The following is a 23,791-nucleotide window of genomic DNA, read 5'->3' as shown; positions in this document are numbered from 1 at the left end:
ACGAAAATAAATGGGGCTGCGCCAAAAATGAATTTTGACACAGCCCCCTCCTTTTATGGTTTATACGTCGTAGATGATTTTAAGAGAGTAGGAGATACATATGGTTACAGATGGGGGATGTAGACTCATCGAAATCGATATGTCTAACTTGATGGATCAACGTGCCTACCTTGAATGATCAAGTTAGACATCTGTTTTGTCCTGAAGCCGGAGGGTGTTTTACCTGATCAAGATATATGGTAAAATGGGATAGTCAAAGTTGACAATATATAAGAAATGCTTGACATTATTACATCCATTGTTGATATTAGAGTGGGTTAGAATCACTATATTTGTGAGTTATTAGGCAGCCTTTGGGCTAAAAGATGAAACTATAAACAATATAAAACACATATATGGCAATGGAGAATAACGTTGTAGATGTCCGTTCGCTTACGGAACTTATTGAGCGTGAAAGCCGATTTTTGGATCTCTTGGATACAGGGATGAACTCTGTTATAGTTGGGCAGAAGCATCTTCGTGAGAGCCTGCTCATCGGATTATTGGCAGATGGACATATTCTTCTCGAAGGTGTGCCGGGACTGGCAAAGACATTAGCGATCAAGACACTTGCTTCTCTTATGGATGCTGAGTTCAGTCGTATTCAGTTCACGCCGGATCTTTTGCCTGCGGACGTGATAGGTACACAGATATACAGCCAAAAGAATGAATCTTTCAGTGTCAAACAAGGACCCATATTTGCCAATCTTGTTCTTGCCGATGAGATAAATCGTGCACCTGCCAAGGTTCAGAGTGCTTTGCTCGAAGCCATGCAAGAAAAGCAGGTAACCATCGGGGAAGAAACATTCAAATTGCCGGACCCATTCCTTGTCATGGCCACACAGAACCCTATAGATCAGGAGGGTACATACACTTTGCCTGAGGCTCAGACTGACCGTTTCATGTTGAAGGTAAATGTCGGTTACCCCACAAAAGAAGAAGAGCGCAGGATTATTCAAGACCAGATAAAGGAGTCCAAAGTCAATATCCGTCCGGTTGTAAGTATCGAAAATATCAAGCATGCTCGTAGCATCGTGCATCAGGTGTATATTGATGAGAAGATCCATAAGTACATTGTGGACATAGTTTTTGCAACCAGATTCCCTGCTGAAAGTGGGTTGCCCAATCTTACGAATATGATTAGTTACGGGGCATCTCCTCGTGCTTCTATCAATCTTGCATTGGCTGCAAGGACTCACGCGTTTATCAAGCGTAGGGGGTTTGTCATTCCTGAGGATGTGAGGGCCGTATGTCATGATGTGCTTCGTCATCGTATCGGGTTGTCTTACGAGGCTGAAGCCAATAGTCTGGTTCCCGAGGAAGTGATCAACGAGATTTTGGACAAGGTCGATGTCCCTTGATTTTTTGATTAGAACTATCCTTGATAACATTGATTTGAAGAGATGATAACGGATACTAAGGAACTCCTCCAAAAGATTCGGCGGATAGAGATAAAGACAAAGAACCTGTCTCGAAATATATTTGCCGGAGAGTACCGTTCCGCTTTCAAGGGGCGGGGGATGGCTTTCAGTGAGGTGCGTGAGTATCGTCATGGGGACGATGTTCACGATATCGATTGGAATGTCACGGCTCGTTATGCCAAACCCTATATCAAGGTCTTTGAGGAGGAGCGTGAGCTTACAGTTTTACTCCTTGTGGATGTCTCTTCCAGCGGTCATTTTGGAACACATGAACGCACCAAAAGACAGTTGATAGCTGAGATCGCAGGGACTTTGGCCTTTTCATGTATTACGAATAATGATAAGGTCGGCGTGCTCTTTTTCTCTGATAGGATCGAAAAGTTTATTCCTCCTGCCAAGGGACGCAGGCATGTGTTGCATATCCTCAGGGAAATCCTTCAGATGAGTCCCGTCGGGCATGGTACCGATATTTCAAAAGCTCTCATCTATGCCAATAATATGCAGAAGAAGCATTGTAGCATGTTTGTCCTCTCGGACTTTATTAATCAAATGGACTATGCCTCTACGATCAGTGTAGTAGCTAAAAAGCATGATATCATGGCAGTCCAGGTGTATGATCCGCATGAGTCCAATTTGCCTGATGTCGGCTTGTTGAGTATACGTGATGCTGAGACACAGGAAGTGATGCTGATAGATAGTTCGTCCAAGAGAACCTTATCTGCTTATCGCAAATATTGGGATCAGATATGTGAATATATGCAGACTACATTCTCGAAATACGATGTCAGTTTTGTATCAACTGCAACGAATGTAGACTATGTACCTAACCTTATTCGTTTGTTCTCGAATCGTAAGCGATAAGGAAACATAATATTGAATATCGGTATGAAAATAAAGATATGGGCTCTGTTGGTGGCTTCACTTATCTGCTTTGGGTCAGCTCTATCTCAAGAGGTCAGGGTATTACCTTCTTTAGAGAGAAATGAGATGCGCATCGGTGAGCAGGTCAATATGAAGGTGCGTATCGTGCATGATAAGTCTGTGCCTGTCCGCCTCATACTGCCTGTGGATACTTTGGTGAGTGGTGTGGAAATCCTCGGATATGCGCATACGGACTCTTTGGATCACAATGATAGGATCAGGGAGTCTATATACAACGTTGTGATAACATCTTTTGATTCGGCGATGTATGTTCTGAGAAACATACAAGCTCTTGTCGGAGACAGCCTTTATTCCGCTAATGAGGCTCCTAAACTTTTGGTCAATACTGTTCCCGTGGATGTCTCTAATCCGGAACAGTTTAACGATATCAAGCGCGCATGGAGGACTCCATTTGTGTGGAGGGATTATATTCTGCCTGTTGGGCTCTTTTTGCTGTCGATCATTCTCTTTTTGGCAGGTTACAGGATCTGGAAATATCTGACCCGTCCGAAAGTCAGGGAATCGGAACTGATAACCGAACCGGAAAAAGAACCGTATGAGGAGGCTATCGATGCCCTTGAAAATCTCAAAAACAAAGGCCTTTGGGAAAAGAATCTGACAAAGGAGTATTATACTGAGTTATCTGATATCTTGCGTCGGTATATATATAGAGTGTGGGGGATCGCAACATTCGACCGTACTACGACCGAAATATTAGAAACATTCAAGATCGCTGTCGATAAAGGACACTCGTATGTTGATCTCAAGAAGGTCCTGTCAACTGCGGATCTTGTCAAATTTGCCAAGTATATTCCGGTCGCTCAGGATAATATAGGAGTTTTTAATACAACTGAGGCTTTTGTGAATAGGCATAAACCATTGCAGGAGCCCTCTGTCGATGCTGTAACCCCTGAAAACAACTAAAGCCTCTATCTATGATTTTTGCATACCCTCTATTCTTCTTATTATTGCTGGTAATTCCTTTATTACTGGCACTATATTTGTATAGAAGAAAAGCCCCCGCAACATTCACCTTGTCTACAATAAAGGCATTTGAAGTCGCTCCTAAAGGCATTAGGACACGTCTGTTTTGGATACCTATTGCACTACTGTTCTTGAGCATTTTCTTTATTATCATAGCGTTGGCAAGGCCTCAACGTACCCATTCCAAAAGCAGCTCGACAACTGAAGGTATCAATATCGTAATGGCGATGGATATCTCCACGAGTATGTTGGCTGAGGACCTAAAACCCAATAGACTGGAAGCGGCTAAAGATGTTGCTGCACAGTTTATAGCATCACGTCCCAATGATAATATTGGTCTTGTGGTCTTTGCAGGGGAAAGTTTTACACAATGTCCGATGACTACGGATCAAGCGACATTGCTGAATCTCCTTCAGGGCATAGAGACTGGGATTATCAATGATGGGACGGCAATAGGTAATGGCATTGCAACAGCTGTCAGTAGATTGAAGGATATCAAAGGTAAATCAAAGGTCGTGATCTTGTTGACTGATGGTTCTAATAACTCGGGCGAGATAGCTCCGATTACGGCATCTGAAATAGCTCAGGCATTGGGCGTTCGGATTTATACTATTGGTGTCGGTACACAAGGCACTGCGCCTTATCCGATCCAGACCCCCTTTGGTATACAATATCAGGATGTCCAAGTTGATATAGATGAGCATACTCTTCAGACAATTGCAAATACTTCTGGTGGAGAGTATTTCAGGGCGACTGATAATAGCACTCTCAAGAGCATCTATGACGAGATAGATAAGATGGAAAAAGTAAAGATCAAAGTTGACACTTACACCCAAAAAGAAGAACTTTTCCTACCATTTCTTTTTGCAGGACTTATATCTTTGGTTTTGGCTTTCTTGTTGCGTACTACTCTGTTAAGGACACTCCCATAGTTTTGTAGCATGATACGTTTTTTATACCCATATATACTCTTTTTCCTCATTCCGATAGCTCTGCTGGGGCTATTTTCCTTCTTTCGTATCCTACGTCTCAGGAGAACGATAAAACGATTTGGAGATTCTAATTTGGTGAAGGAACTCATGCCTGACTTATCCTTTAGACGCAAGGTAACAAAGGATATTATTATAATCTCTGCTCTGACTTTATTAACTTTCGCTATGGCTCGACCTCAGATGGGGAGCCGCACCGAAAAGGTAAAGAAAGAAGGTATAGAAGTAATCATATGTATGGATATATCCAATTCGATGCTTTCGGATGACGTCAAACCATCAAGACTTGACAGGGCTAAAAGTATAATATCCAAGTTGGTAGATAATATGACAGATGACAAAGTCGGACTCATCTTATTTGCCGGAGATGCTTTTGTCCAGCTTCCAATAACATCCGATTTTGTATCAGCCAAGATGTTTTTGTCTACAGCAACACCGGACCTTATAGCATCGCAAGGTACTGCGATAGGAAAGGCGATAAATCTTGCTTCTCGAAGTTTCACGACCAATGAGTCCGTAAAAAAGTCAATCGTCCTTATTACTGACGGTGAGAACCATGAAGGGGATGCTCTGAAGGCTGTAAAAGATGCTAAGGACAAAGGAATCATCATCAATGTTATTGGCATAGGTACTGCACAGGGTGGCCCTATCCCTATGCTGGATGGAGAGCAGCAGAGATATTTGCTTGATGAAAGTGGGCAGATGGTCATTACAAAGGTAAACGAAGCGATGGGGCAGGAGATAGCACAGGAAAGCGGAGGTATTTATGTCCTTGCAAAGGATGTGTCTACCACTACCCGTGTCATACGTAATGAAATGGACAAGATTGAGAAGAGCGAATTAGAGACCACTATGTATAGTGCATATGATGAGAAGTACCATTACTTCTTGATCCCGGCACTGTTTTTGCTCATCTTTGATGTGATCTTCTTGGATCGCAAAAACAGGTATTTCCGGAAGGTGAGATTATTTGGTGAATAAGATGAAAAAGAACATAATGAAAGGATTAGCTAAAGTTGCTTTAGCCTTTTTGGTAGCATTGCTTCCCAGTCAGCTATCTTCAGCTCAAAAAAGAGTCAGAGAGTTGTCACGAGGGGGAACAAAGTTTTATGAGAAAAAAGACTTCTCCAAGGCAGAGATAGAATATCGTAAGGCCTTAGAGATAAATCCTAATGATAAAGTTTCCTCTTACAATTTGGCCAATACTCTTTATCGAACCAAAAGAGGAGAAGAGGCGTCTAAGCTTTATCAAACACTGCTTGAGGCTCCCAGGTTGACGGAAACAGAGAAGGCGGATGCGACGCATAATCTCGGTAATGTCTTTATGGGCGAGAAGAAATATGCCGAGGCAATAAAGGTATATAAAATCTCTCTTAGAGTTCGTCCGGATGACGAAGAAACTCGTTACAATCTTGCACTTGCCCAAAAGTTGATGGAACAGCAAAATCAGCAACAAAATCAACAGCAGGACAAAAACAAAGAGAAGGAAGACAAGCAGGATGAGTCGAAAGATCAAGATCAGAAGAAGCAAGAGAATCCTGAGGATCAAAGCAATAAGGAAGATAAGACTCAACAGCAGGAGAGTAAAGCGGAGGAAAAAATGTCTAAAGATAACGCCAATAAGATACTTGACGCTTTCTTGAAGGACGAAAAAGATACTCAAAAGAAAGTTGATAAGGCCAAACAGTTGAGAGGACCTTCCAATAAAAATCAGAAGCAGTGGTAATCTCTGAATATTATCGTTTTTAAGTGATGAAAAGCAATATAAACAATACGTCTTTCAAGACATTCGTATTGATCCTATTGATGTTTTTAGGTTCAGCCCCCATGTCATATGCTCAGAATAAAATAGATTTCTCTGTGTCTGTGCAAGATGAGATTTACGAAGGCGAGCAATTCAAAGTATCTTTTACCATAAATGCAAGCGCAACGAAGTTTAAGATGGATGATCCCAAGGACCTCAGCATACTGTATGGTCCTAGTCAATCATCTAGTCGACGCACATCAAGCATCAATGGCAATCGTACCACAGAGTCTCATACTACTTATACCTATGTCTTTTTAGCTGATAAAGCGGGGGAGTATGAGATCCCTTCGGCAAGTGTGGTTGTAGGATCTGCTACATATACGACAAAGAGTAAGAAAATTAAAGTTTATCCTGCCTCCAGTCGTCAAGATAGTAGCCCTTCAAAAGCTACAAATCAAGGATCTGCCGGTGTTTCGGATAAGGATATATTTGTAGTTGCAACGGCGACCAAGACCAATGTGTACGAGCAAGAGGGGATACTGGTTACATTCAAAATATACTCACTTCTTGATTTCAGATTTGAAGATGTGAAGTTTCCCGACTTTGACGGTTTCATTTCACAAGATGTGCCGACACCTTCTGTCTTACAGCTTAAAGCAGAGCAATATAAAGGGAAAGTTTATCGTAGTGTTGAGATCAAGCAGGTGTATCTCTTTCCTCAGAGATCAGGGCGTTTGCTCATTCCTGCCGGGAGTTTTCGCGTTGTGATTTCAGTTCCTGTTCAAGGGCAATCAGACAGTGCAGACAGCTTTTTTGATAGTTTCTTCTCAACCATTCAAGAGGTCAGAAAGACTATCAAATCCAATTCAATAAATATTGAAGTAAAGGATCTCCCAATGCCCAAACCTGAAGGATTTGATGGTGCTGTAGGTCAGTTCTCATTGTCTGCAGAAGTTCCGGAAACTGTTGTTAAAGCCAATGAAAGCCTAAAGTATAAGCTGACTCTGAAAGGTTCCGGAAATATCAAATTAGCTTCTGTTCCGACCCCTTCTTATCCTGAAGGTTTTGAGACTTATGATCCTAAAGAAGAGGATGATATCAATGTGACGCCTGATGGTGTCTCCGGAATCAAGAGCAAAGAGTTTTATGCTGTTCCACGATTTGCCGGAGACTTTGTTGTTCCTAAAGTCGACTTTGTGTACTTTGATACAGCTTCACGCTCCTACAAGACCATTACGCTTGGAGAAGTCAAGATACATGTCGATAAAGGGAATGCAGATAGTCAAACTACCGTTGCCAATTATACGGAGAAGCAGGAGATAAAGTATATAGGGAAAGACATACGTTATATCAAAAAATCCACCTCAAAGACGAGGGCTAATACTCCCGGTTTGATGCTGTATGCACTGGGATATCTTCTCATCGTAATCTTTTCTCTTGTGTGCTTGGTGATCATCAGATCTAAGCGCCGAGATATGGATGATCTTTCGATATATAAGAGTAAGAGGGCAGGGAAGCACGCTCGTCGCTGGTTGAAGTTAGCGAGTACTAAGAGAGATTCAGGAGAACACTCTGCATACTTTGAGGCTCTTCTCAAAGGGCTTTCAGATTATTTGAGCAGTAAGCTGCAACTTCCACTGTCAACCCTCTCTAAAGAAACCATTGCTGACTCGATGCACGAGAGAGGTTTTGGCGAAGATTTGATCTCGAGGACGCTGTCTACTCTTTCCACATTGGAGATGGCAAGATATACACCTACGGGAGATATGAGTGAAAAGAGTCATTTATACAATGAGTGTGCAGCTGTCATAGAAACAATAGAGTCCCAAAAGCTAAGATGATTATGAATAAATATACATTGAGATTTGCACTATTCTTATTGTTTTCGTTGCAAAGTATTTTTGCCTTTGCGGACAATGTCCCGGCAGATAATGCTTACGCAAGTGCCGACTATCAAAGTGCGGTGACCCTTTATCAAGATGCTATTGATACAAGTCCGGAGCCGATCTCTGAATTGTATTACAACCTCGGTTGTGCATTCTTTAAGAACGATCAGATTGCGGAAGCTCTTCTCGCTTTTGAACGGGCATATCTTATTGATCCCTCCGATTCTGATACCAAGTACAATATCGAGCTTGCTAATACTCGTACTTTGGATAAGATCACAGTTGCGCCAACTTTCTTTTTGGGGCGTTGGATGGATGCTATTTCGCACTGGTTCATGTTAAATACATGGTTGGCTCTTGGGATTATATTCTTTGGCCTTGCTGCAGTATGCTTTTTACTTTTTCTCTGGGCTACTTCACGAGGTATGAAGATGATAGGGTTTTATCTTAGCGTATTTTTGTTCTTCCTGAGCATTATTTCCAACACGATGGCATATAAGTCTTATCGTTTCTCACATGATACGACAAAAGCGATAGTTATGGCCGAAGTGGTCACTGTGAAAAGTTCGCCGGATATGTCCTCCGAAGATCTTTTTATCATCCATGCGGGATTGAAGGTTGAGATACTGCAAACCCTAAACAATTTTGCTGAGATCTTATTGCCTGATAAGACTGTAGGTTGGGTTGCAAAGAATGATATTGAGGTGATCAATAAATTTGTGCAGAAGTGATCGATTAAGTCAATCCCTTTTAACATGATCGAAAATTTAGTCTTGATAGAAAAGGAGATTTTTCTCCTGTTGAACAGTCCTCACACGTATTATCTGGACTCTGTGATGTATCTGATTTCGGATAAACTTCCTTGGATACCCTACGGTGTGCTCTTTTTTGTGATGTTGTTTTACAGGCAGAAACCAAAAGAGATACTGTGGGTTCTTTTTGCTATTGCCTTACTTATTTTCTTGGGTGATCAGTTGTCTTCGCACATATTTAAACCATTTTTTCAGCGATATAGACCTACCCATCATCCTGAGACCATGGAGATTGTCAAGACAGTGCTTGATTACAGAGGGGGGAGTTATGGATTTATATCCGGTCATTCGACCAACTTCTTTTCCGTTGCCACATTCACTGTTTTACTCTTTCGCAACAGACTGTATACAATCACCGCGTATATTGTAGTTACCACAGTTGCTTATTCACGGATATATCTCGGTGTTCATTTTATCACTGATGTGATCCCGGGTATCTGTGTCGGTATCCTTTTGGGGTGGTTGATATATCAACTGTATATCTATGGTCGTCAATCCCTCCTCAAGATAAGCCCGTCTCAGGTAAAGAACCCATTTGTCCAGCCAAAGCAACGGATCGACAAAATTGCCATTTCTTTGGGCTGTTTCTACATTCTCCTTTGGATTCTTTCTCCATTGGTGTTCAAGTGGAGTTTCCTTTAAAGGCATTGACGGATCTTGCTCAGCTTCTCTTATTTCTTTTTCAAGGTATCAATTGAATTTATTATTGATCCTTCGAAAGACTGAAATAACTGTCTAACCTGATACATCAAGATAGGCACATTGATTTATCAAGTTAGACAACTTAATTCATCAAGGTAGGCACATTGATTTGGAGAGTTGTATACCCGTCTTTTCTCAGGATGATTGTTGATTCCTGCAGTGTGTTATATCCGGACTTCAGATTAAGTGGTAAAAATATTATGCGGAGTAGAGATAATACCTGATTTTCGTTCTATATGTGTGAAAAATTATTACTTTTGTACGTAGTGGAGGCTATTTAGGAGCCTTTTGATACTGCGGTAGTAGCTCAGTTGGTAGAGCGTCGGCTTCCCAAGCCGAAGGTCACGGGTTCGAACCCCGCCTACCGCTCTTTTTATTTTCAGGATAAGGCGGTAAGACTTGACACTTTCTTGTGGAAGGTGTTGAGTTTTGGTTTGTGCTATGTTATCCCCATATCGATTCCATAAACAATGACATATCCCCCAGATCAAGATCTAGACAGGGCTGAAGATGAAGTTGATGTCTTTGACGAACTGTCACAACGAGAAGTTAAGGAGACCAAGCATAACTACATCCTTACAGGGATGTACAAGTCATGGTTTCTCTCATATGCTTCGTATGTAATCCTTGAGCGTGCCGTCCCTCATATAACAGACGGCCTGAAGCCTGTACAGCGCCGTATATTGTATACCATGTCTCGTATGGATGACCGCCTTATCAAGGTGGCAAATATCGTCGGATATACCATGCAATTACACCCACACGGAGATGCCAGTATCGGAGATGCTTTGGTGCAGATCGGCCAAAAGGATTTGCTTATTGACTGCCAAGGGAACTGGGGGAATATCTTGACGGGAGATGGTGCTGCCGCAGCAAGATATATAGAGGCAAGACTATTGCCATTTGCTAAGAAGGTCCTATTTAGCCATAAGATTACGGAGTATAAGCCATCATATGATGGCGCGAATATGGAGCCTGTGCATCTGCCGGTCAAGTTTCCTCTTTTGTTGGCTCAGGGTGCGGAGGGTATTGCTGTAGGTCTTTCGTCAAAGATCCTTCCTCACAATGTAAAAGAGCTTTTGCAGGCGGCAGTCTCTTATCTTAACGGGGAGGAGTTCACTCTTTATCCGGACTTCTCTACCGGAGGGTTGATTGATATATCTCGGTATAATGATGGTGAGAGGGGTGGAGCCCTCAAGGTAAGAGCAAGCATTATCAAGAAGGATAATCGTACTCTTGTCATAGATGAAATCCCATTTTCTCGTACAACATCCTCACTCATAGAGTCTATCCTCAAAGCAAATGAGAAGGGGAAGATAAAAATCAGAAAGATAGATGACAAGACCGCCGAAAGGGCAAATATTGAAATACAATTGGCTTCCGGCTCTTCGCCTGACAAGACTATAGATGCCCTATATGCTTTCACCGATTGTGAGATCAGCATTTCTCCTAACTGCTGTGTCATACGTGATGATAAACCGGATTTTTTGTCTGTAAGCGAGGTCTTGAAAGATAACTGTGAGCGCACGATGGTATATCTGCGCAGGGAGTTGGAGATCCAGCTGAAAGAGGTGCAGGAACGACACCTTGCAGTCTCGCTCGAGCAGTTATTTATCAAAATGAGGATATATAAGGATCCTGAGTTTGAGCAGGCAAAGGATTTAGGAGAAGCGTTATTTCACATACGCATTCGGCTGAAGGAAGTCTTAGATACTCTAATACGTGAGGTGACGGATGAAGACTTGAAGCTCTTGCTTGAGATACGCATGGCTCGTATTCTCAGATTCAACGAGGAGAAAAGCAAGCAATTGATCAAGTCGCTGGAGGCAGAGATAAAAAAGATCAATAGCCATCTGAAGAATATACGTAAGTATACCATTAATTGGTATCAGGACTTGCTCGATGAGTATGGAGACCTTTATCCCCGTCGCTCCAAGATTCAAAGTTTCGACTCCATTGAGGCTGTCAAGGTTGTGGAAATGAATGAAAAGCTCTATGTCAACAAACAGGAAGGATTTATCGGTACTGCCCTTAAGAAAGATGAGTTTGTTTGCAATGTGTCTTCGATAGACGATGTCATAGTCTTTTTGCGTGATGGGTCATATACTATAGTCAAGGTCGCAGAGAAGTCTTTCGTTGGGAAAGATATAATCCATGTGGCAAGGTTTGTCCGCAATGATAGCCGTACTATATACAATGTCATATACAAAGATGGCAAGAGTGGTATCAACTACATCAAGAGGTTCAATGTCACAAGTGTCAATAGGGAGAAAGTCTACGATCTCACAATGGGGACTACAGGCTCTCGTATCCTGTACTTCTCTGCCAATCCGAATGGGGAGGCTGAGACGGTAAAGGTAGTTCTCAAACCCAAGGCAAAACAGAAGCAATTGGTGTTTGAGAAGGACTTCTCTCAGATACTGATCAAGGGTAGGGGTTCCAAGGGAAATATCCTTACCAAAGGAGAGATATACAAGGTGTCTTTGAAGCAGAAGGGAAGTTCTACTCTGGGTGGTCGCATGATATGGTTTGACTCTGTCATCAATAGGGTCAATTATGATGAGAGAGGTGAGTTTCTCGGAGAGTTTTTGGGTGAAGATCGCATCTTGGTCATCTTACAAAATGGCGAGTGCTATACGACTTCGTTCGCTGAGACTAATCATTATGAGAGAGATATACTGATCATCGAGAAGTATGATCCCGAAAAGGTATGGACACTCATTTACCTTGACAAGGAGTCTAAAGAGTCATATATCAAGCGCTTTGTCATAGAAGAAAACAGACGTGAGAATATGCTCATGAACCCAAACAATGAGTTACTTGTTTTTTCTGATGAGATACTTCCACGGTTTGAGGTCGCTTTGAGATCGGAGAAAGGTAATGACTCCACAATGATCTTGGATGCTGATGAGTTTGTCGGGATACGTAGTATAAGAGTGAGAGGAAAGAGGGTCAGTTCCCATAACGTCATAGAAGTTAAGGAAATAGATCCCAAGCCTGTTCCCATCCTAAGTAACGAAGACGAGGAAAATCTCAACGAGGCTATGGAGGTAGAGGCGACTTCATCTATGGACGAGGACATAGAGGAAACTTTTAAGTTGATTGAGGAAGTTACCGGACAACAGAGGTTGAACTTTAACCCGCAAGGTTCCGACACAGATATGTAAATTAATTGTACTGAGGATGATTCATACGCTTAAAACACTAAAATGGAGAGTATTGCTCTCGTTGGGATTGTCATTGCTTGCTGTCACGGTCGTTGTGGGGCAAGAGCCAGCGACGAGTAAGAAATGGCATCACAAGATCAAGGATTACATCTATGGTGATCCATGGAAGTATGACTCTGTGTTGTACACTACTCATACAAAGGTAATGTTGGGGGTGGGGCGAGCCAGGATAGCCGATTCGTATCTGAGCCCCCTTACTCATGCCGGTGCGGATTTTAGGCTGAAAGTCTTTATTGATGCTCCGGAAAGGACTAAAATATGGCATTGGTATCAAGATATAGAAGTTAATTTCTCTCCACTTGACAATCCCGCCAATGGTTCTGTCTTATACCATTTGGGTGGCGAGTATTCCGTAGGTCCTCTTTTCAAAGTTTATGATAAGTTTGGGTTTAGAGTCAATGCCGGAGGATTATTCAACCTGAATGCAAGGACGAACTTGAAGCTCTCCAACACCAATAATGTGGCTAATGTCAAGGCTTCGACAGGTTTGGACTTGATGGGGAGAGCTGTCTACAGAGCAGAGTTTGGAAGCTATCCCATAATGATAGGTTATTCAACTCAGTTGTCTCTCTTTCACCTTACATTTAGCCCAGAGTATGGTCAGTCATACTATGACTATATCTCTAATCAGAACAGAGAGTCAATCAAACTGTACCCTGTGTTCCCCAACTCACGTTTCAATTTCAGGCAAAGGGCTGTTGTAGATATTCCTATACATAATACCACTGTTTCCTTAGGAGTCGAGCATCTCTATCATAGTGCGTTGGTCAATAAGATCAAATATGAGCAGAGTCATGTTCTTTTCTTGATCGGATGCTCTTTTGATATGGTGCGCATGGCTGGAGGAAAGAGCTTTAGATCAAAATATATATTGAACTCATATCATCAATAACAGAGTCACAGAATGAAGAAGCAGATTGTTTACATTATAGCACTCGTATGTGCGTTTTTTTTCCTTGGTAGCTGTGTTAAGGAGACGCCTGTAAATACAAATCATAAGGCCAATTTTGATGCTCTATGGAAAATTATTGATGAACGTTATTGCTATTTGGAGGAGAAGAAGGTTGATTGGGATACTATATATACTCATTATGCCAAGTATTTAGAAGTCGTCAAGGGAGATGATTTTCGGTTTTTCAACATGCTTAGTACGATGCTGAGGGAGCTGAAGGATGGGCATGTGAATCTTATCTCTACTTTTAATGTTGGAAGATACGATACATGGCAGGGTGATCCGACGGAAGGATATAACTACTATATACGGAAAAAGATATTGGGGAAAAATTATCTTTCTTCCGGAGGAATGAAGTATGTCAAGGGAGTTGCCGACTCCAACAAAGACGTAAAGATCGGATATATACTTTATGAAAGTTTCGCTTCATCATTGGGAGATCTGAGATTTATCTTCAATTTTATGGATGATTGCCAAGGATTGATAATTGATATCCGAGGTAACGGTGGAGGTCTTGTTAATAATGCAAATACATTGGTTTCCTGCTTCATTGATGAAACACATCTTGTTGGTTATTACTCGTATAAGACAGGGCCGGGGAGAGGATCATATTCCCCATTGAAACCTGAGTATATAGCACCACGTAAGGGAGATAGATGGACAGATAAGCCTGTCGTAATTTTGCAAGATCGTGGCTGTTATAGTGCTGCAAATGATTTTCTCTCTAAGGTCAGGGTTGCTAAAAATGTTGTTCGTATAGGACTCCCTTCCGGTGGAGGTGGAGGGCTCCCGGCTGTGTCAGAGTTGCCTAATGGATGGAGAGTGCGTTATTCCGCTGTGAGAGGCTATGATAGAGATACGGTGAGTCTTGAAGGGGGAGTCGATCCGGATATTTATGTTGCCAATGAGATTTTTGACGTTGATCCGGATGCCCCAGATCGTATTATGGGTAAGGCTATTGAATATATCGTTGATAAGTATAAAAAAGGTAAGAAATAAGATATGACTACATTAGATACAAATACATTTTTACAAACAGAAGAAGAGATCGTAAAGATGCTCAAAACTGTTTATGATCCTGAGATACCGGTAAATATATACGACTTAGGGTTGATTTATGATGTTGATGTACAAGAAGAAGGTAAAGTGGTAATCACTATGACTCTTACAGCTCCGAATTGTCCGGCTGCTGACTTCATTTTTGAAGATGTCAAGATGAGAGTCGAAGCTGTCAAAGCTGTCAAGGAGTGTGAGATTAAACTCACATTTGAGCCGGAGTGGCACAGGGACATGATGAGTGAAGAGGCGAAGTTGGAGTTAGGATTCTTGTAATTGTAAATGAGCTATCCACTCTGCTTTGCATAATGAAGAAGACTTATTTCATATCAGACATTCATCTCGGATCCCCGATACATGAAGATCCCAAGGGGCTTGAGAAGCGCCTTGTTTCTTGGCTGGAAATGTGTAGAACGGATGCCAAAGCTATCTATTTGGTTGGGGATATATTTGACTACTGGTTTGAGTATAAATATGTTGTGCCAAAGGGGTTTGTGAGGCTTCTAGGGACATTGGCTTCTTTGTCTGACGAGGGGGTGGAAATACATATCTTCACCGGCAACCATGATGTGTGGATGTTTGATTATCTCGAAAGCGAAGTCGGTGCAACGATCCACAGAACTCCCACGCTTACCAATATAGATGGCGTAAATTTTTATATTGCTCATGGTGATGAATTTGACTACACAAAGAAGGGATTTAGGATTGTTCGTAAGATATTTCATTCAAGGATCTGTCAACGTCTATATGCGATGATCCATCCTAGGTGGAGTGTAGGTTTAGCTCATGCTCTTTCACTGAAAAGTCGTAAAAGAGGATTGAAACTGCAGGGGCATAAGCTGTACAATGAATATCAAGGAGAAAAGAATGAGTACTTGGTACATTATGCTCAAAAGTATTTGAAGGAAAATCAACAGGACAATATAAACTTCTTTATTTTCGGACATCGACACATCATGCTTGATCTTATGATGTCACGGGATGCAAGGATTGTTGTATTAGGAGATTGGCTGACATTTTTTAGCTATGGAGTTTGGGACGGAGAGCATTTCTATTTGGATCAATATTCGGTGGAAAATACCTAATATTAGTTATTTCACATGAATTGCTGAAAGGCCCTTTTCTCGTACATTTGTAATAAACTGACATAAAAGAAACTAATTTGATAATATGCAGAAGATAAAAACATATACCCCCAGCACAAAGATGTGTGATCTCATAAGCGAGAATTACAACATGCTGCTGTTAATTTTTAGGTTTGAGATCCCGTTGGGGGTCGGAGAGAAAACGATAAGAGAGATATGTGAGGAGAACGACGTCGATGAGAAAACATTTCTTTTCATTGTAAATTTCTTGTTGTATCGAGAGGGAAAGTCTGCTTCCAACCTTCATAGATCTTTGTCGATGCCTCTTATCATAAGGTATCTGCAGAACTCACATAACTATTTCTTGGATTATCGATTACCTACCATAAGGCTTAATCTGTTTTCCGCAATTGAAGGTTGTCCTCCTGATGTTACGTATGCTATTCGTCGATTTTATGATGAATATGTCGAGGAGGTAAATAAGCACATGCAATACGAAAACAAGTATGTTTTCCCTTATGTCGAAAAGTTACTTGAGGGAGAGAAAGATTCCAAGTACTCTATCGAGATCTTCCGTCGCAGGCATGATCAGGTAGAGCTAAAGATGATGGAGCTCAAGAATATATTAATCAAATACTATCCAGCACAAAGTGGTTATAAACTCAACACTGTCTTACATGACATCTTCTCGTGTGAAGAAGAACTTAAAGATCACAATGATGTCGAGGACTTTATCTTCACCCCTGCCATAATAGAGTTGGAGAAGGAGTTTATGTAAAATAACTACTCAAACAGAAGGCTTATGACCCCACGTACATATAAAGTCGTTGTCGCAATACCTTCGACATTGATTCAAAATTTTGTTGAGGCGCAGATCCGAAAGACGGTTGCTTTTAAAAGCAAGTTAATACTTTGCAGTGATGTCTATACGCTTCCGGATGTCCTTAAATCAGAGGCTCCGGACATAGTGATCACCTCTCCCAACGTTATAGGAGATGTGGCTTTGCCTCTCCTCAAGGAGCGCTTGGGGCTGCTCGAGTGTCGTTTCATCGTTGTCTGTGCCGGAGTCTTTGATGAACACCTGGTGCGGAACTATGATGGGAAATTTATGCTCACTGATAAGGAAAATGACTTTATCGAAGGCATTGAAAAACTGTTGTATGAAGAGCAAGAAGAGCAGGAAGATCTCAAAGAGAATGCTCTTACTCCGAGAGAAAAGGATATTGTCGTATGTGTTGTTAAGGGTATGACCAACAAAGAGATAGCCGCAGAACTATATCTTTCTACCCACACCGTCATAACTCATAGACGAAATATCGCAAAGAAGCTACAGATACATAGTCCGGCAGGTCTTACCATTTATGCCATCGTCAACAATCTTGTAGAGCTTTCGGACATCAAGGATATTTAGTCTTTTATTGATACTGAAAAGTACTTAGATGGCAGGTATTTACGTACATGTCCCATTCTGTGTGTCAAAATGCAGTTACTGTGACTTTTATTCCGTTGCAAACCTGAAGAAGCAGCAGGATTATGTAGCAGCTTTGAAGAAAGAGATTGAGGTGCGCCGATATGAACTTGAAGGACAGAGTGTAGATACCATCTATTGGGGAGGAGGTACTCCCTCTCTGCTCTCTGATCGGCAGGTAGTCGATGTAATGACACTGCTCAGAGGTACCTATAATATTTCCAAAGGGGCAGAGATCACCATTGAGTGTAACCCCGGTGACTATAATGCGACAAAAGTCGCAAATCTGATTCGATCGGGAGGATTCAATCGCTTCAGTATAGGTGCCCAATCGTTTTCAGATAAGATACTCGCATTTCTCGGTAGACGTCACTCTGTCAGAGAAACAATAGAGATGTACAAGAGTGTGAGAGACTTGGGTGTAAGTAACGTCTCATTGGATCTCATCTACGGCATCCCTGATACAACCCTTTCCGATCTCAATCGAGACCTTGATACGCTCATATCACTTTATCCTACACATATTTCGGCATATCACCTGATTTTTGAAGAAGGGACTCCGATGACTTATGCTCTTGAGCAAGGACGTTTTGATCAGCTTCCTGAAGACAAGAGTTTGGAAATGTCTCATCTTGTCAGCAAAAGGCTTGAGCAGACCGGATATGAACATTATGAGGTGTCCAACTATTCCCTGCCCGGGATGCGATCTCGCCACAATTCTTCCTACTGGGCCGACATCACTTACATTGGATTTGGTCCTTCTGCGCACAGTTATACCGATCCATGGAGGTCATCTAATCCGGCAGATTTGGATTACTATACCGAGAGTTTTCTGCGTCATGGATTTCTTTTGAGAAATTTTGAGTATATCACAGATGATATTCGATTTGAGGAATACCTGATGACCCGTCTCCGGACCTCTGATGGCATCTCTTTGGACACTGTCCGAGTCCGATTTGGAGAAGCTAAGACTGATACATTGGCTCAGAGGCTTAGCCCGTTTATTTCTAATGGATTGATCTGTGTAAAGAGCGATGGTCATTTGGCTTTAACTCAAGCCGGTATAGACATTTCAGATACCATCATTTCCTCATTGTTTTGAGCTATACCTAACCTGTTGATGGTTATTCTTTTACCCCTCTTCCCTATACATCTATAAAAAGACTGTGAAGAACTGTCGAAATAAGGTTCACTACCTTGTGATTGGAAGTTGCCTACCTTGATCAATCAGGTTAGACAACTTTTTTCAACTTACCATAATTCCGTTCTTTTCCCTTCTCCCCCAGGGCAACCGCATCAAAATGTAAGTGTCTGATTATCAATCATAGTTTTGAGTGTATTCTTTATCTTTGAATATAATCCTCAAAATGCAATCATTTGAAAATTAGCAACTTGTATTTTATCGAGATTTTTGATGTGGTTGCCCTGTTCTCCCACGGATAGGTCTGAGATAGTTGCATGATTTTTACTAAATTTGCAAGGCTTGTATTGTACTCAGTACAAGTGTTGAATATGGTAATCATTCGATCGGTGATCGGCAATAAAATAAGTAGATATACGATGTTACAGAAGAAGTACAAAAGTTTGGAGCGCATACTGAGTTATGTTGTGTTTCTCCTCTCTACGGTAGTCTATCTCATCACAATGGAGAAGTCTGCGAGCTCTTGGGATTGCCCAGAGTTCATCATTACGTTTCACAAGCTGGAGGCAGGACATCCCCCGGGTGCACCGTTCTACATGCTTGTCTACAATTTCTTTTCTCACTTTTTCCCAGGTGATGCACCGACTATCTCTTTGGCTGCCAATGCCCTAAGTGGGATCATAAGTGGTCTCACTATCTTTCTGTTGTTTAGAACTATAAGTCATCTGATCCGTAGATCTATCTTGGTCGGAGAGTGGGATACCCCTACAGCCGAATTGCCCCACAGCAAAGTCATCCTAGCACTTGGTGGAGCATTCACCGGCTCTTTGCTTTATGCATTTACTGACACTTTTTGGTATAGTGCAGTCGAGGCAGAGGTTTATTCATTTTCTTCATTTTTTACAGCTCTTGTATTTTATCTGATGCTCAGATGGGAAGATGTTGCTGATGATGAAGGTTCTGATCGTTGGCTTATTGCGATTGCCTATTTGATGGGGTTGAGTATTGGAGTCCATTTGTTGAACCTCCTTGCTCTTCCTGCGATGGCACTCTTGTACTATTTCAAGAGATATGATCATCCTACATTCAAGGGCGGTGTCATCGCTATGATGGTTTCGTTTGCTCTCATTGCCATTGTTATGTTTGGTATTGTACAAGGAGTACCTGAAGTGGCCGGTTGGTTTGATCTGTTCGCAGTAAATACCCTTGGTTTGCCATTCAATAGTGGCCTTGTATTGCATATCATTCTGTTGCTTGTCGCTATCATTGGTACATATATCGCGACATTGCGAAGGCCTGCTAATCTTATGCTCATACGCATCGGATTTTTTATGTCCGTAGTGTTGATGGGTATTCCTTTTATGGGTTCAGGTTGGGTTGTGCCTACTGTCATACTTTTAGCTCTTGCTGTGTACCTATTCAAGGCTTCAAAATTACACTTGAGGACTATTAATGTCTTGGCAGCTTCAATGCTTGTGTTTTTCCTTGGAGTTTCTACATATGGTGTTATCCTTATTCGTGCCAATTCTGATATCCCTATGAATCAGAATACTCCTTCCAACGTTTTTTCTCTCAGATACTATCTTTCCAGAGATCAGTACGGTAAGCAACCACTGTTGTATGGTCCATCGTTTGCTTCCCTTCCTGAGTATGACAACAATGGGAGGATGAAGTTCAAGGAGTCCACTGTCTGGAAACCTGCAGAAAAAGCCTCTCCGGATGAAAAAGACAGATATGTGCCTTCTACTTCTCGTGAGGTTATTTATCGTGATGATATGGATATGCTTTTCCCTCGAGTATACAATAGTACGCTCCCACATTATCCCGATGGTTACCGTATATGGTCCAATATGACTGGTAGGACGATGAATATCAATGAGGGAGGCAAGGTCAAGAGTGTGGAGGTACCTACTTTTGCAGATAACCTAAGGTACTTTTTTGCTTATCAGGTCAATTACATGTATTGGCGTTACTTCTTGTGGAACTTCAGTGGTCGACAAAATGATATACAGGGTCAGGGGGAAGTCACCAAGGGTAATTGGATAACAGGGATACCATTTATAGATTCACTCTTCCTTGGCCCTCAAGATGAGCTACCGGATTTTATCAAGAACAATAAGGCTTACAACAGATACTATATGCTCCCCCTTATACTCGGGTTGTTGGGCTTGTTCTATCAGTTGAATGGTAGGCGTCGAAATAAGGAGGCATTTTGGATTACGATGACATTGTTCTTTATGACAGGTCTCGCGATAGTTATTTATATCAATCAGCCACCTTATCAGGTGAGAGAAAGAGACTACTCTTATGCCGGATCATTTTATGCCTTCGCTATATGGATCGGTTTTGCTGTTCCCGCTATCTATAGTATTATAGAGCGATATCTCAAGAAGCGTTCTGCGGGAGTAGCTGCTTTGTCGACAGTTTTGGCTTTGGGAGTCACAGGACTTGTTTTTGCGGAGAATTATGATGATCATAATCGTCATGGAAGAAGATTGGCGGCTGACTTTGGACGAAATTATCTTGAGTCTTGTGATCCGAATGGTATAATTTTTTGTAATGGCGACAATGATACTTTCCCACTTTGGTATGCTCAAGAAGTCGAAGGCGTGAGGACAGACCTACGTGTGTGTAACACTTCTTACTTGCAGGCGGATTGGTATATCGAACAGATGAAAAAGGATGCATATGACTCCAAAGCTTTACCAATCTCTTGGGGAATGAAAGAGTATGGCGGTGAACGTAGGTCTTTAGTATATATCTTGCCTATGCTCAAAGATACAGTTGAACTTACAAACGCTCTCGACTATGCATCATCGGATGACCCAAGACTCAAACGAATTCCTGATATCGCTCAGGAAATTGATCATATTCCGGCTACTCAACTCTCCATATCATACAGTCCCACGGATCTTGTGAGAGAGAAGATCATATATCCTTCCGATTCTGTATTGTTAGGAGATAATAAGATGTATTTCGACTTTTCTCACAAGAAGTATTTGGGCAAGCATGAGTTGATCATTTTGAATATGCTTGATCAATCTAAGTTGACACGCCCGTTCTATTACTGTATCACTGTAGGAGATTCAGAGCGAATAGGTATGACTCCAAATTTCCGTCAGACCGGTATGGCTTATCAAGTGATGCCATTCCGTACTAAGGGAACGGGTACAGAGATAGATGTTGAGCGCATGTATGACAATGTCATGAATAAGTTCCGTTGGGGTGGGGCAGACTCTCCAAGCGTGTATATGGACGAAAATTCTCGTCGTACTTGCGAAACTTATAGAAGTATGATCTTTGCTCCTTTAGCCGACGCTTTGATGATGAGAGGAGACACTGTGAGGGCTAAAGAAGTATTGGCTTTGTCTCTCAAAGCCATAAACCCTGATGCTGTTCCTCATAGCTTGTCTTCTATCCCTCTCATAGCTTCACTGTATAAGGCGGGAGAAATCACTAAGGCAGAAGAAATATCATCTGCAATCATTGAGAGTAGCTTAAGATCTCTCAAGTGGTATTACAGTCTGAATACAACGACATTCTTGTCTGTTCTTCGTGAAGCTGAAGAGCACCTGATGATTGTCAATGAACTTCTGAGACTCAATGGCGAAAACGGAGCTTTGGATCAGAAGTACAGAGCAGAATTTGGTATTTACGAGAAGGAGTATCTTCAACTCCGCTCTCTTATGGGGGATCATTAAGAGGTTTTTGTAATGTTTATAGAAAGACCTCCGTTCTTTTATAGGATGTGGTTTCCCGGGGCCCTTTGGCGGATCCGACAAAAAGGGAAAAAAGTTGTTTATCTGACATTTGATGATGGACCTATTCCGGAGGTGACACCTTGGGTTCTTAGTGTCCTCGAGGAGAGAGGTATCAAGGCAACATTCTTTTGTGTTGGGGATAACGTCCGAAAATATCCGGAAGTATTTCAGCAACTGCTTGATGCAGGACATGCTGTAGGCAATCATACCTTCAACCACATTCAAGGGATCAAGTGCAGGACCAAAACTTATGTGGATAACACAGAAAAGGCTGATAACCTGATCCATTCTTCATACTTCAGACCACCGCATGGACACTTACGCATAAGGCAACTCTTGAAACTTCGTAAGAAATACAAGGTAATCATGTGGGATCTCGTTACTCGTGACTATAGTAAGAGAATATCGCCGGAGCAGACATTGAAAAATGTCAAACAATATGTAAGAGATGGGTCTATCATAGTCTTTCATGACTCTATCAAGGCAGAGAAAAATCTCAGGTATGCTTTACCTAAGGCATTGGATTATCTGATTCGGGAAGGGTATACTTTTTCGCTCTTGCCATAATTGTTGATAATGAATGATGTTACCCTGACACTTCAAAAGATAGCTGAAGAACTCAACATTGATCGCATAGGGATAGCTTCTCTTGATGAGCCTGTCGATGCTCGCTGTATGGAGCATTATGATGAGTGGATTTCATCAGGACTCCATGCCGATATGGCATATCTTGCGGATCATCGTACTCTCCGTAATGATCCCCGTACGCTGTTGCCGGAGGCAAATAGCATGATTGTTTGTGCAGTTAGTTATTATCCTGCTACTTTACAGTCCGAGACAGCACCTCAGGTTTCCAAGTATGCTTATGGACGTGACTATCATAAGGTCTTGAAAAAGGTGCTTACAGCTTTTGCTGAACGTATAATATCCGAAGTAGGAGAACACACCTATCGTGTCTGTATAGACACTGCACCCATTTCTGAGCGCTATTGGGCCCAGCGTACGGGTATAGGGCATATCGGGAAAAATAAAAATATCATCATCCCAAAGGTTGGTAGTTATGTCTTTTTAGGAGAGATCCTCACAAGCCATGTCTTTTCTCGCTCAGAACCGATAAATAAGTCTTGTGGTTCCTGCACAAGATGTGTAGATGCCTGCCCTACAGGTGCTCTCAGTCTCACTGAACTAGATGCTCGGAGATGTCTCTCTTATCTGACGATAGAGCATAGGGGGGATATACCGGAGGATATGCACAAGGCTCTTGGAACGCGTATTTATGGTTGTGATACTTGCCAAGATGTCTGCCCATACAACCATAATCCCGCGAAGACAAGGCTGTTCCCTTCATCTCAGAAGATCCTTACTTTATCTGATTCAGATCTATATCCATTCACTGAAGAGCGATATGCAGAACTATTTTTTGGATCTGCCATAACCCGCGCCAAATACCAAGGTATGAAGAGGAATATTGATATTTATTTTGACAATAAACGTTTTAGATCAATAGTGTCCTAAATGTTTGTTTTTGGGGTGTAGGAGCTGGTAGTACGTGAGCGGAATAACTCCAATACTATCAAATTTGGGGTTGTTTGGGATCCCC

At 41.8% G+C, this 23,791-nt stretch carries 20 protein-coding genes and 1 tRNA gene; all 21 read left to right on the top strand.

The window, feature by feature from the left end; translation table 11 throughout:
- Positions 1–401: 401 nt before the first annotated feature.
- The 21 genes from Q4A14_RS06250 to queG all read left to right on the top strand — a co-directional run bounded on the left by Q4A14_RS06250 (position 402) and on the right by queG (position 23,706).
- On the top strand, positions 402–1,400 hold the full coding sequence (locus tag Q4A14_RS06250; RefSeq protein WP_303170765.1) for a MoxR family ATPase: 999 nt from the start codon (positions 402–404) through the stop codon (positions 1,398–1,400).
- 42 nt (positions 1,401–1,442) lie between these two features.
- Positions 1,443–2,321, top strand: a complete 879-nt coding sequence (locus Q4A14_RS06245) for a DUF58 domain-containing protein (RefSeq protein WP_303170764.1) — start codon at positions 1,443–1,445, stop codon at positions 2,319–2,321.
- Between the two features lie 24 nt (positions 2,322–2,345).
- Positions 2,346–3,305 carry a hypothetical protein gene (locus Q4A14_RS06240; protein WP_303170763.1) on the top strand — a complete coding sequence of 320 codons (960 nt, stop codon included), beginning with the start codon at positions 2,346–2,348 and terminating at the stop codon, positions 3,303–3,305.
- Between the two features lie 11 nt (positions 3,306–3,316).
- Positions 3,317–4,297 (top strand): VWA domain-containing protein, encoded by a 981-nt coding sequence (locus tag Q4A14_RS06235; protein ID WP_303170761.1) that lies wholly within the window; start codon positions 3,317–3,319, stop codon positions 4,295–4,297.
- A gap of 9 nt (positions 4,298–4,306) precedes the next feature.
- Complete coding sequence (locus Q4A14_RS06230) at positions 4,307–5,335, top strand: VWA domain-containing protein (RefSeq protein ID WP_303170759.1); 1,029 nt, start codon at positions 4,307–4,309, stop codon at positions 5,333–5,335.
- Position 5,336: 1 nt separating this feature from the next.
- Positions 5,337–6,080, top strand: coding sequence for a tetratricopeptide repeat protein (locus tag Q4A14_RS06225; RefSeq protein ID WP_303170757.1), 744 nt, complete (start codon positions 5,337–5,339; stop codon positions 6,078–6,080).
- Positions 6,081–6,106: 26 nt separating this feature from the next.
- Positions 6,107–7,942 carry a BatD family protein gene (locus Q4A14_RS06220; protein WP_303170755.1) on the top strand — a complete coding sequence of 612 codons (1,836 nt, stop codon included), beginning with the start codon at positions 6,107–6,109 and terminating at the stop codon, positions 7,940–7,942.
- 2 nt (positions 7,943–7,944) lie between these two features.
- A complete protein-coding gene (locus tag Q4A14_RS06215) occupies positions 7,945–8,718 on the top strand; it encodes a tetratricopeptide repeat protein (RefSeq protein WP_303170753.1) in 774 nt (257 codons plus the stop codon).
- 24 nt (positions 8,719–8,742) lie between these two features.
- Positions 8,743–9,441, top strand: a complete 699-nt coding sequence (locus Q4A14_RS06210; protein WP_303170752.1) for a phosphatase PAP2 family protein — start codon at positions 8,743–8,745, stop codon at positions 9,439–9,441.
- 356 nt (positions 9,442–9,797) lie between these two features.
- Positions 9,798–9,870, top strand: a tRNA-Gly gene (locus Q4A14_RS06205).
- A 101-nt stretch (positions 9,871–9,971) separates the two neighbouring features.
- Entirely contained in the window at positions 9,972–12,668 is a 2,697-nt protein-coding gene (locus Q4A14_RS06200) for a DNA gyrase/topoisomerase IV subunit A (RefSeq protein WP_303170750.1), read from the top strand.
- A 16-nt stretch (positions 12,669–12,684) separates the two neighbouring features.
- Entirely contained in the window at positions 12,685–13,620 is a 936-nt protein-coding gene (locus Q4A14_RS06195; protein ID WP_303170749.1) for a hypothetical protein, read from the top strand.
- Positions 13,621–13,632: 12 nt separating this feature from the next.
- On the top strand, positions 13,633–14,679 hold the full coding sequence (locus Q4A14_RS06190) for a S41 family peptidase (protein ID WP_303170747.1): 1,047 nt from the start codon (positions 13,633–13,635) through the stop codon (positions 14,677–14,679).
- A gap of 3 nt (positions 14,680–14,682) precedes the next feature.
- Positions 14,683–15,012: a metal-sulfur cluster assembly factor gene (locus Q4A14_RS06185; protein WP_303170746.1), complete on the top strand. Its 330-nt coding sequence runs from the start codon at positions 14,683–14,685 to the stop codon at positions 15,010–15,012.
- A 32-nt stretch (positions 15,013–15,044) separates the two neighbouring features.
- Positions 15,045–15,821 carry a UDP-2,3-diacylglucosamine diphosphatase gene (locus Q4A14_RS06180; protein WP_303170744.1) on the top strand — a complete coding sequence of 259 codons (777 nt, stop codon included), beginning with the start codon at positions 15,045–15,047 and terminating at the stop codon, positions 15,819–15,821.
- A 151-nt stretch (positions 15,822–15,972) separates the two neighbouring features.
- Positions 15,973–16,599 carry a hemerythrin domain-containing protein gene (locus tag Q4A14_RS06175; protein WP_303170742.1) on the top strand — a complete coding sequence of 209 codons (627 nt, stop codon included), beginning with the start codon at positions 15,973–15,975 and terminating at the stop codon, positions 16,597–16,599.
- 24 nt (positions 16,600–16,623) lie between these two features.
- Positions 16,624–17,232, top strand: a complete 609-nt coding sequence (locus tag Q4A14_RS06170; RefSeq protein ID WP_303170740.1) for a response regulator transcription factor — start codon at positions 16,624–16,626, stop codon at positions 17,230–17,232.
- Positions 17,233–17,260: 28 nt separating this feature from the next.
- Complete coding sequence (hemW, locus tag Q4A14_RS06165; protein ID WP_303170738.1) at positions 17,261–18,391, top strand: radical SAM family heme chaperone HemW; 1,131 nt, start codon at positions 17,261–17,263, stop codon at positions 18,389–18,391.
- Positions 18,392–18,849: 458 nt separating this feature from the next.
- Positions 18,850–22,131, top strand: coding sequence for a DUF2723 domain-containing protein (locus Q4A14_RS06160; RefSeq protein WP_303170737.1), 3,282 nt, complete (start codon positions 18,850–18,852; stop codon positions 22,129–22,131).
- Between the two features lie 12 nt (positions 22,132–22,143).
- On the top strand, positions 22,144–22,758 hold the full coding sequence (locus Q4A14_RS06155; protein ID WP_303170735.1) for a polysaccharide deacetylase family protein: 615 nt from the start codon (positions 22,144–22,146) through the stop codon (positions 22,756–22,758).
- A 9-nt stretch (positions 22,759–22,767) separates the two neighbouring features.
- Positions 22,768–23,706: a tRNA epoxyqueuosine(34) reductase QueG gene (gene queG, locus Q4A14_RS06150; RefSeq protein WP_303170732.1), complete on the top strand. Its 939-nt coding sequence runs from the start codon at positions 22,768–22,770 to the stop codon at positions 23,704–23,706.
- Positions 23,707–23,791 lie beyond the last annotated feature (85 nt).

Source organism: Porphyromonas sp. (assembly GCF_030529325.1).
GTDB lineage: Bacteria > Bacteroidota > Bacteroidia > Bacteroidales > Porphyromonadaceae > Porphyromonas_A.
This window is presented reverse-complemented; position numbering and strand designations above follow the sequence as displayed.

Excerpts from the sequence above, each read along its gene's own strand:
- Q4A14_RS06250 (WP_303170765.1), top strand. The coding sequence starts at position 402 with ATGGAGAATAACGTTGTAGATGTCCGTTCGCTTACGGAACTTATTGAG.
- Q4A14_RS06245 (WP_303170764.1), top strand. The coding sequence starts at position 1,443 with ATGATAACGGATACTAAGGAACTCCTCCAAAAGATTCGGCGGATAGAG.
- Q4A14_RS06240 (WP_303170763.1), top strand. The coding sequence starts at position 2,346 with ATGAAAATAAAGATATGGGCTCTGTTGGTGGCTTCACTTATCTGCTTT.
- Q4A14_RS06235 (WP_303170761.1), top strand. The coding sequence starts at position 3,317 with ATGATTTTTGCATACCCTCTATTCTTCTTATTATTGCTGGTAATTCCT.
- Q4A14_RS06230 (WP_303170759.1), top strand. The coding sequence starts at position 4,307 with ATGATACGTTTTTTATACCCATATATACTCTTTTTCCTCATTCCGATA.
- Q4A14_RS06225 (WP_303170757.1), top strand. The coding sequence starts at position 5,337 with ATGAAAAAGAACATAATGAAAGGATTAGCTAAAGTTGCTTTAGCCTTT.
- Q4A14_RS06220 (WP_303170755.1), top strand. The coding sequence starts at position 6,107 with ATGAAAAGCAATATAAACAATACGTCTTTCAAGACATTCGTATTGATC.
- Q4A14_RS06215 (WP_303170753.1), top strand. The coding sequence starts at position 7,945 with ATGAATAAATATACATTGAGATTTGCACTATTCTTATTGTTTTCGTTG.
- Q4A14_RS06210 (WP_303170752.1), top strand. The coding sequence starts at position 8,743 with ATGATCGAAAATTTAGTCTTGATAGAAAAGGAGATTTTTCTCCTGTTG.
- Q4A14_RS06200 (WP_303170750.1), top strand. The coding sequence starts at position 9,972 with ATGACATATCCCCCAGATCAAGATCTAGACAGGGCTGAAGATGAAGTT.
- Q4A14_RS06195 (WP_303170749.1), top strand. The coding sequence starts at position 12,685 with ATGATTCATACGCTTAAAACACTAAAATGGAGAGTATTGCTCTCGTTG.
- Q4A14_RS06190 (WP_303170747.1), top strand. The coding sequence starts at position 13,633 with ATGAAGAAGCAGATTGTTTACATTATAGCACTCGTATGTGCGTTTTTT.
- Q4A14_RS06185 (WP_303170746.1), top strand. The coding sequence starts at position 14,683 with ATGACTACATTAGATACAAATACATTTTTACAAACAGAAGAAGAGATC.
- Q4A14_RS06180 (WP_303170744.1), top strand. The coding sequence starts at position 15,045 with ATGAAGAAGACTTATTTCATATCAGACATTCATCTCGGATCCCCGATA.
- Q4A14_RS06175 (WP_303170742.1), top strand. The coding sequence starts at position 15,973 with ATGCTGCTGTTAATTTTTAGGTTTGAGATCCCGTTGGGGGTCGGAGAG.
- Q4A14_RS06170 (WP_303170740.1), top strand. The coding sequence starts at position 16,624 with ATGACCCCACGTACATATAAAGTCGTTGTCGCAATACCTTCGACATTG.
- hemW (WP_303170738.1), top strand. The coding sequence starts at position 17,261 with ATGGCAGGTATTTACGTACATGTCCCATTCTGTGTGTCAAAATGCAGT.
- Q4A14_RS06160 (WP_303170737.1), top strand. The coding sequence starts at position 18,850 with ATGTTACAGAAGAAGTACAAAAGTTTGGAGCGCATACTGAGTTATGTT.
- Q4A14_RS06155 (WP_303170735.1), top strand. The coding sequence starts at position 22,144 with ATGTTTATAGAAAGACCTCCGTTCTTTTATAGGATGTGGTTTCCCGGG.
- queG (WP_303170732.1), top strand. The coding sequence starts at position 22,768 with ATGAATGATGTTACCCTGACACTTCAAAAGATAGCTGAAGAACTCAAC.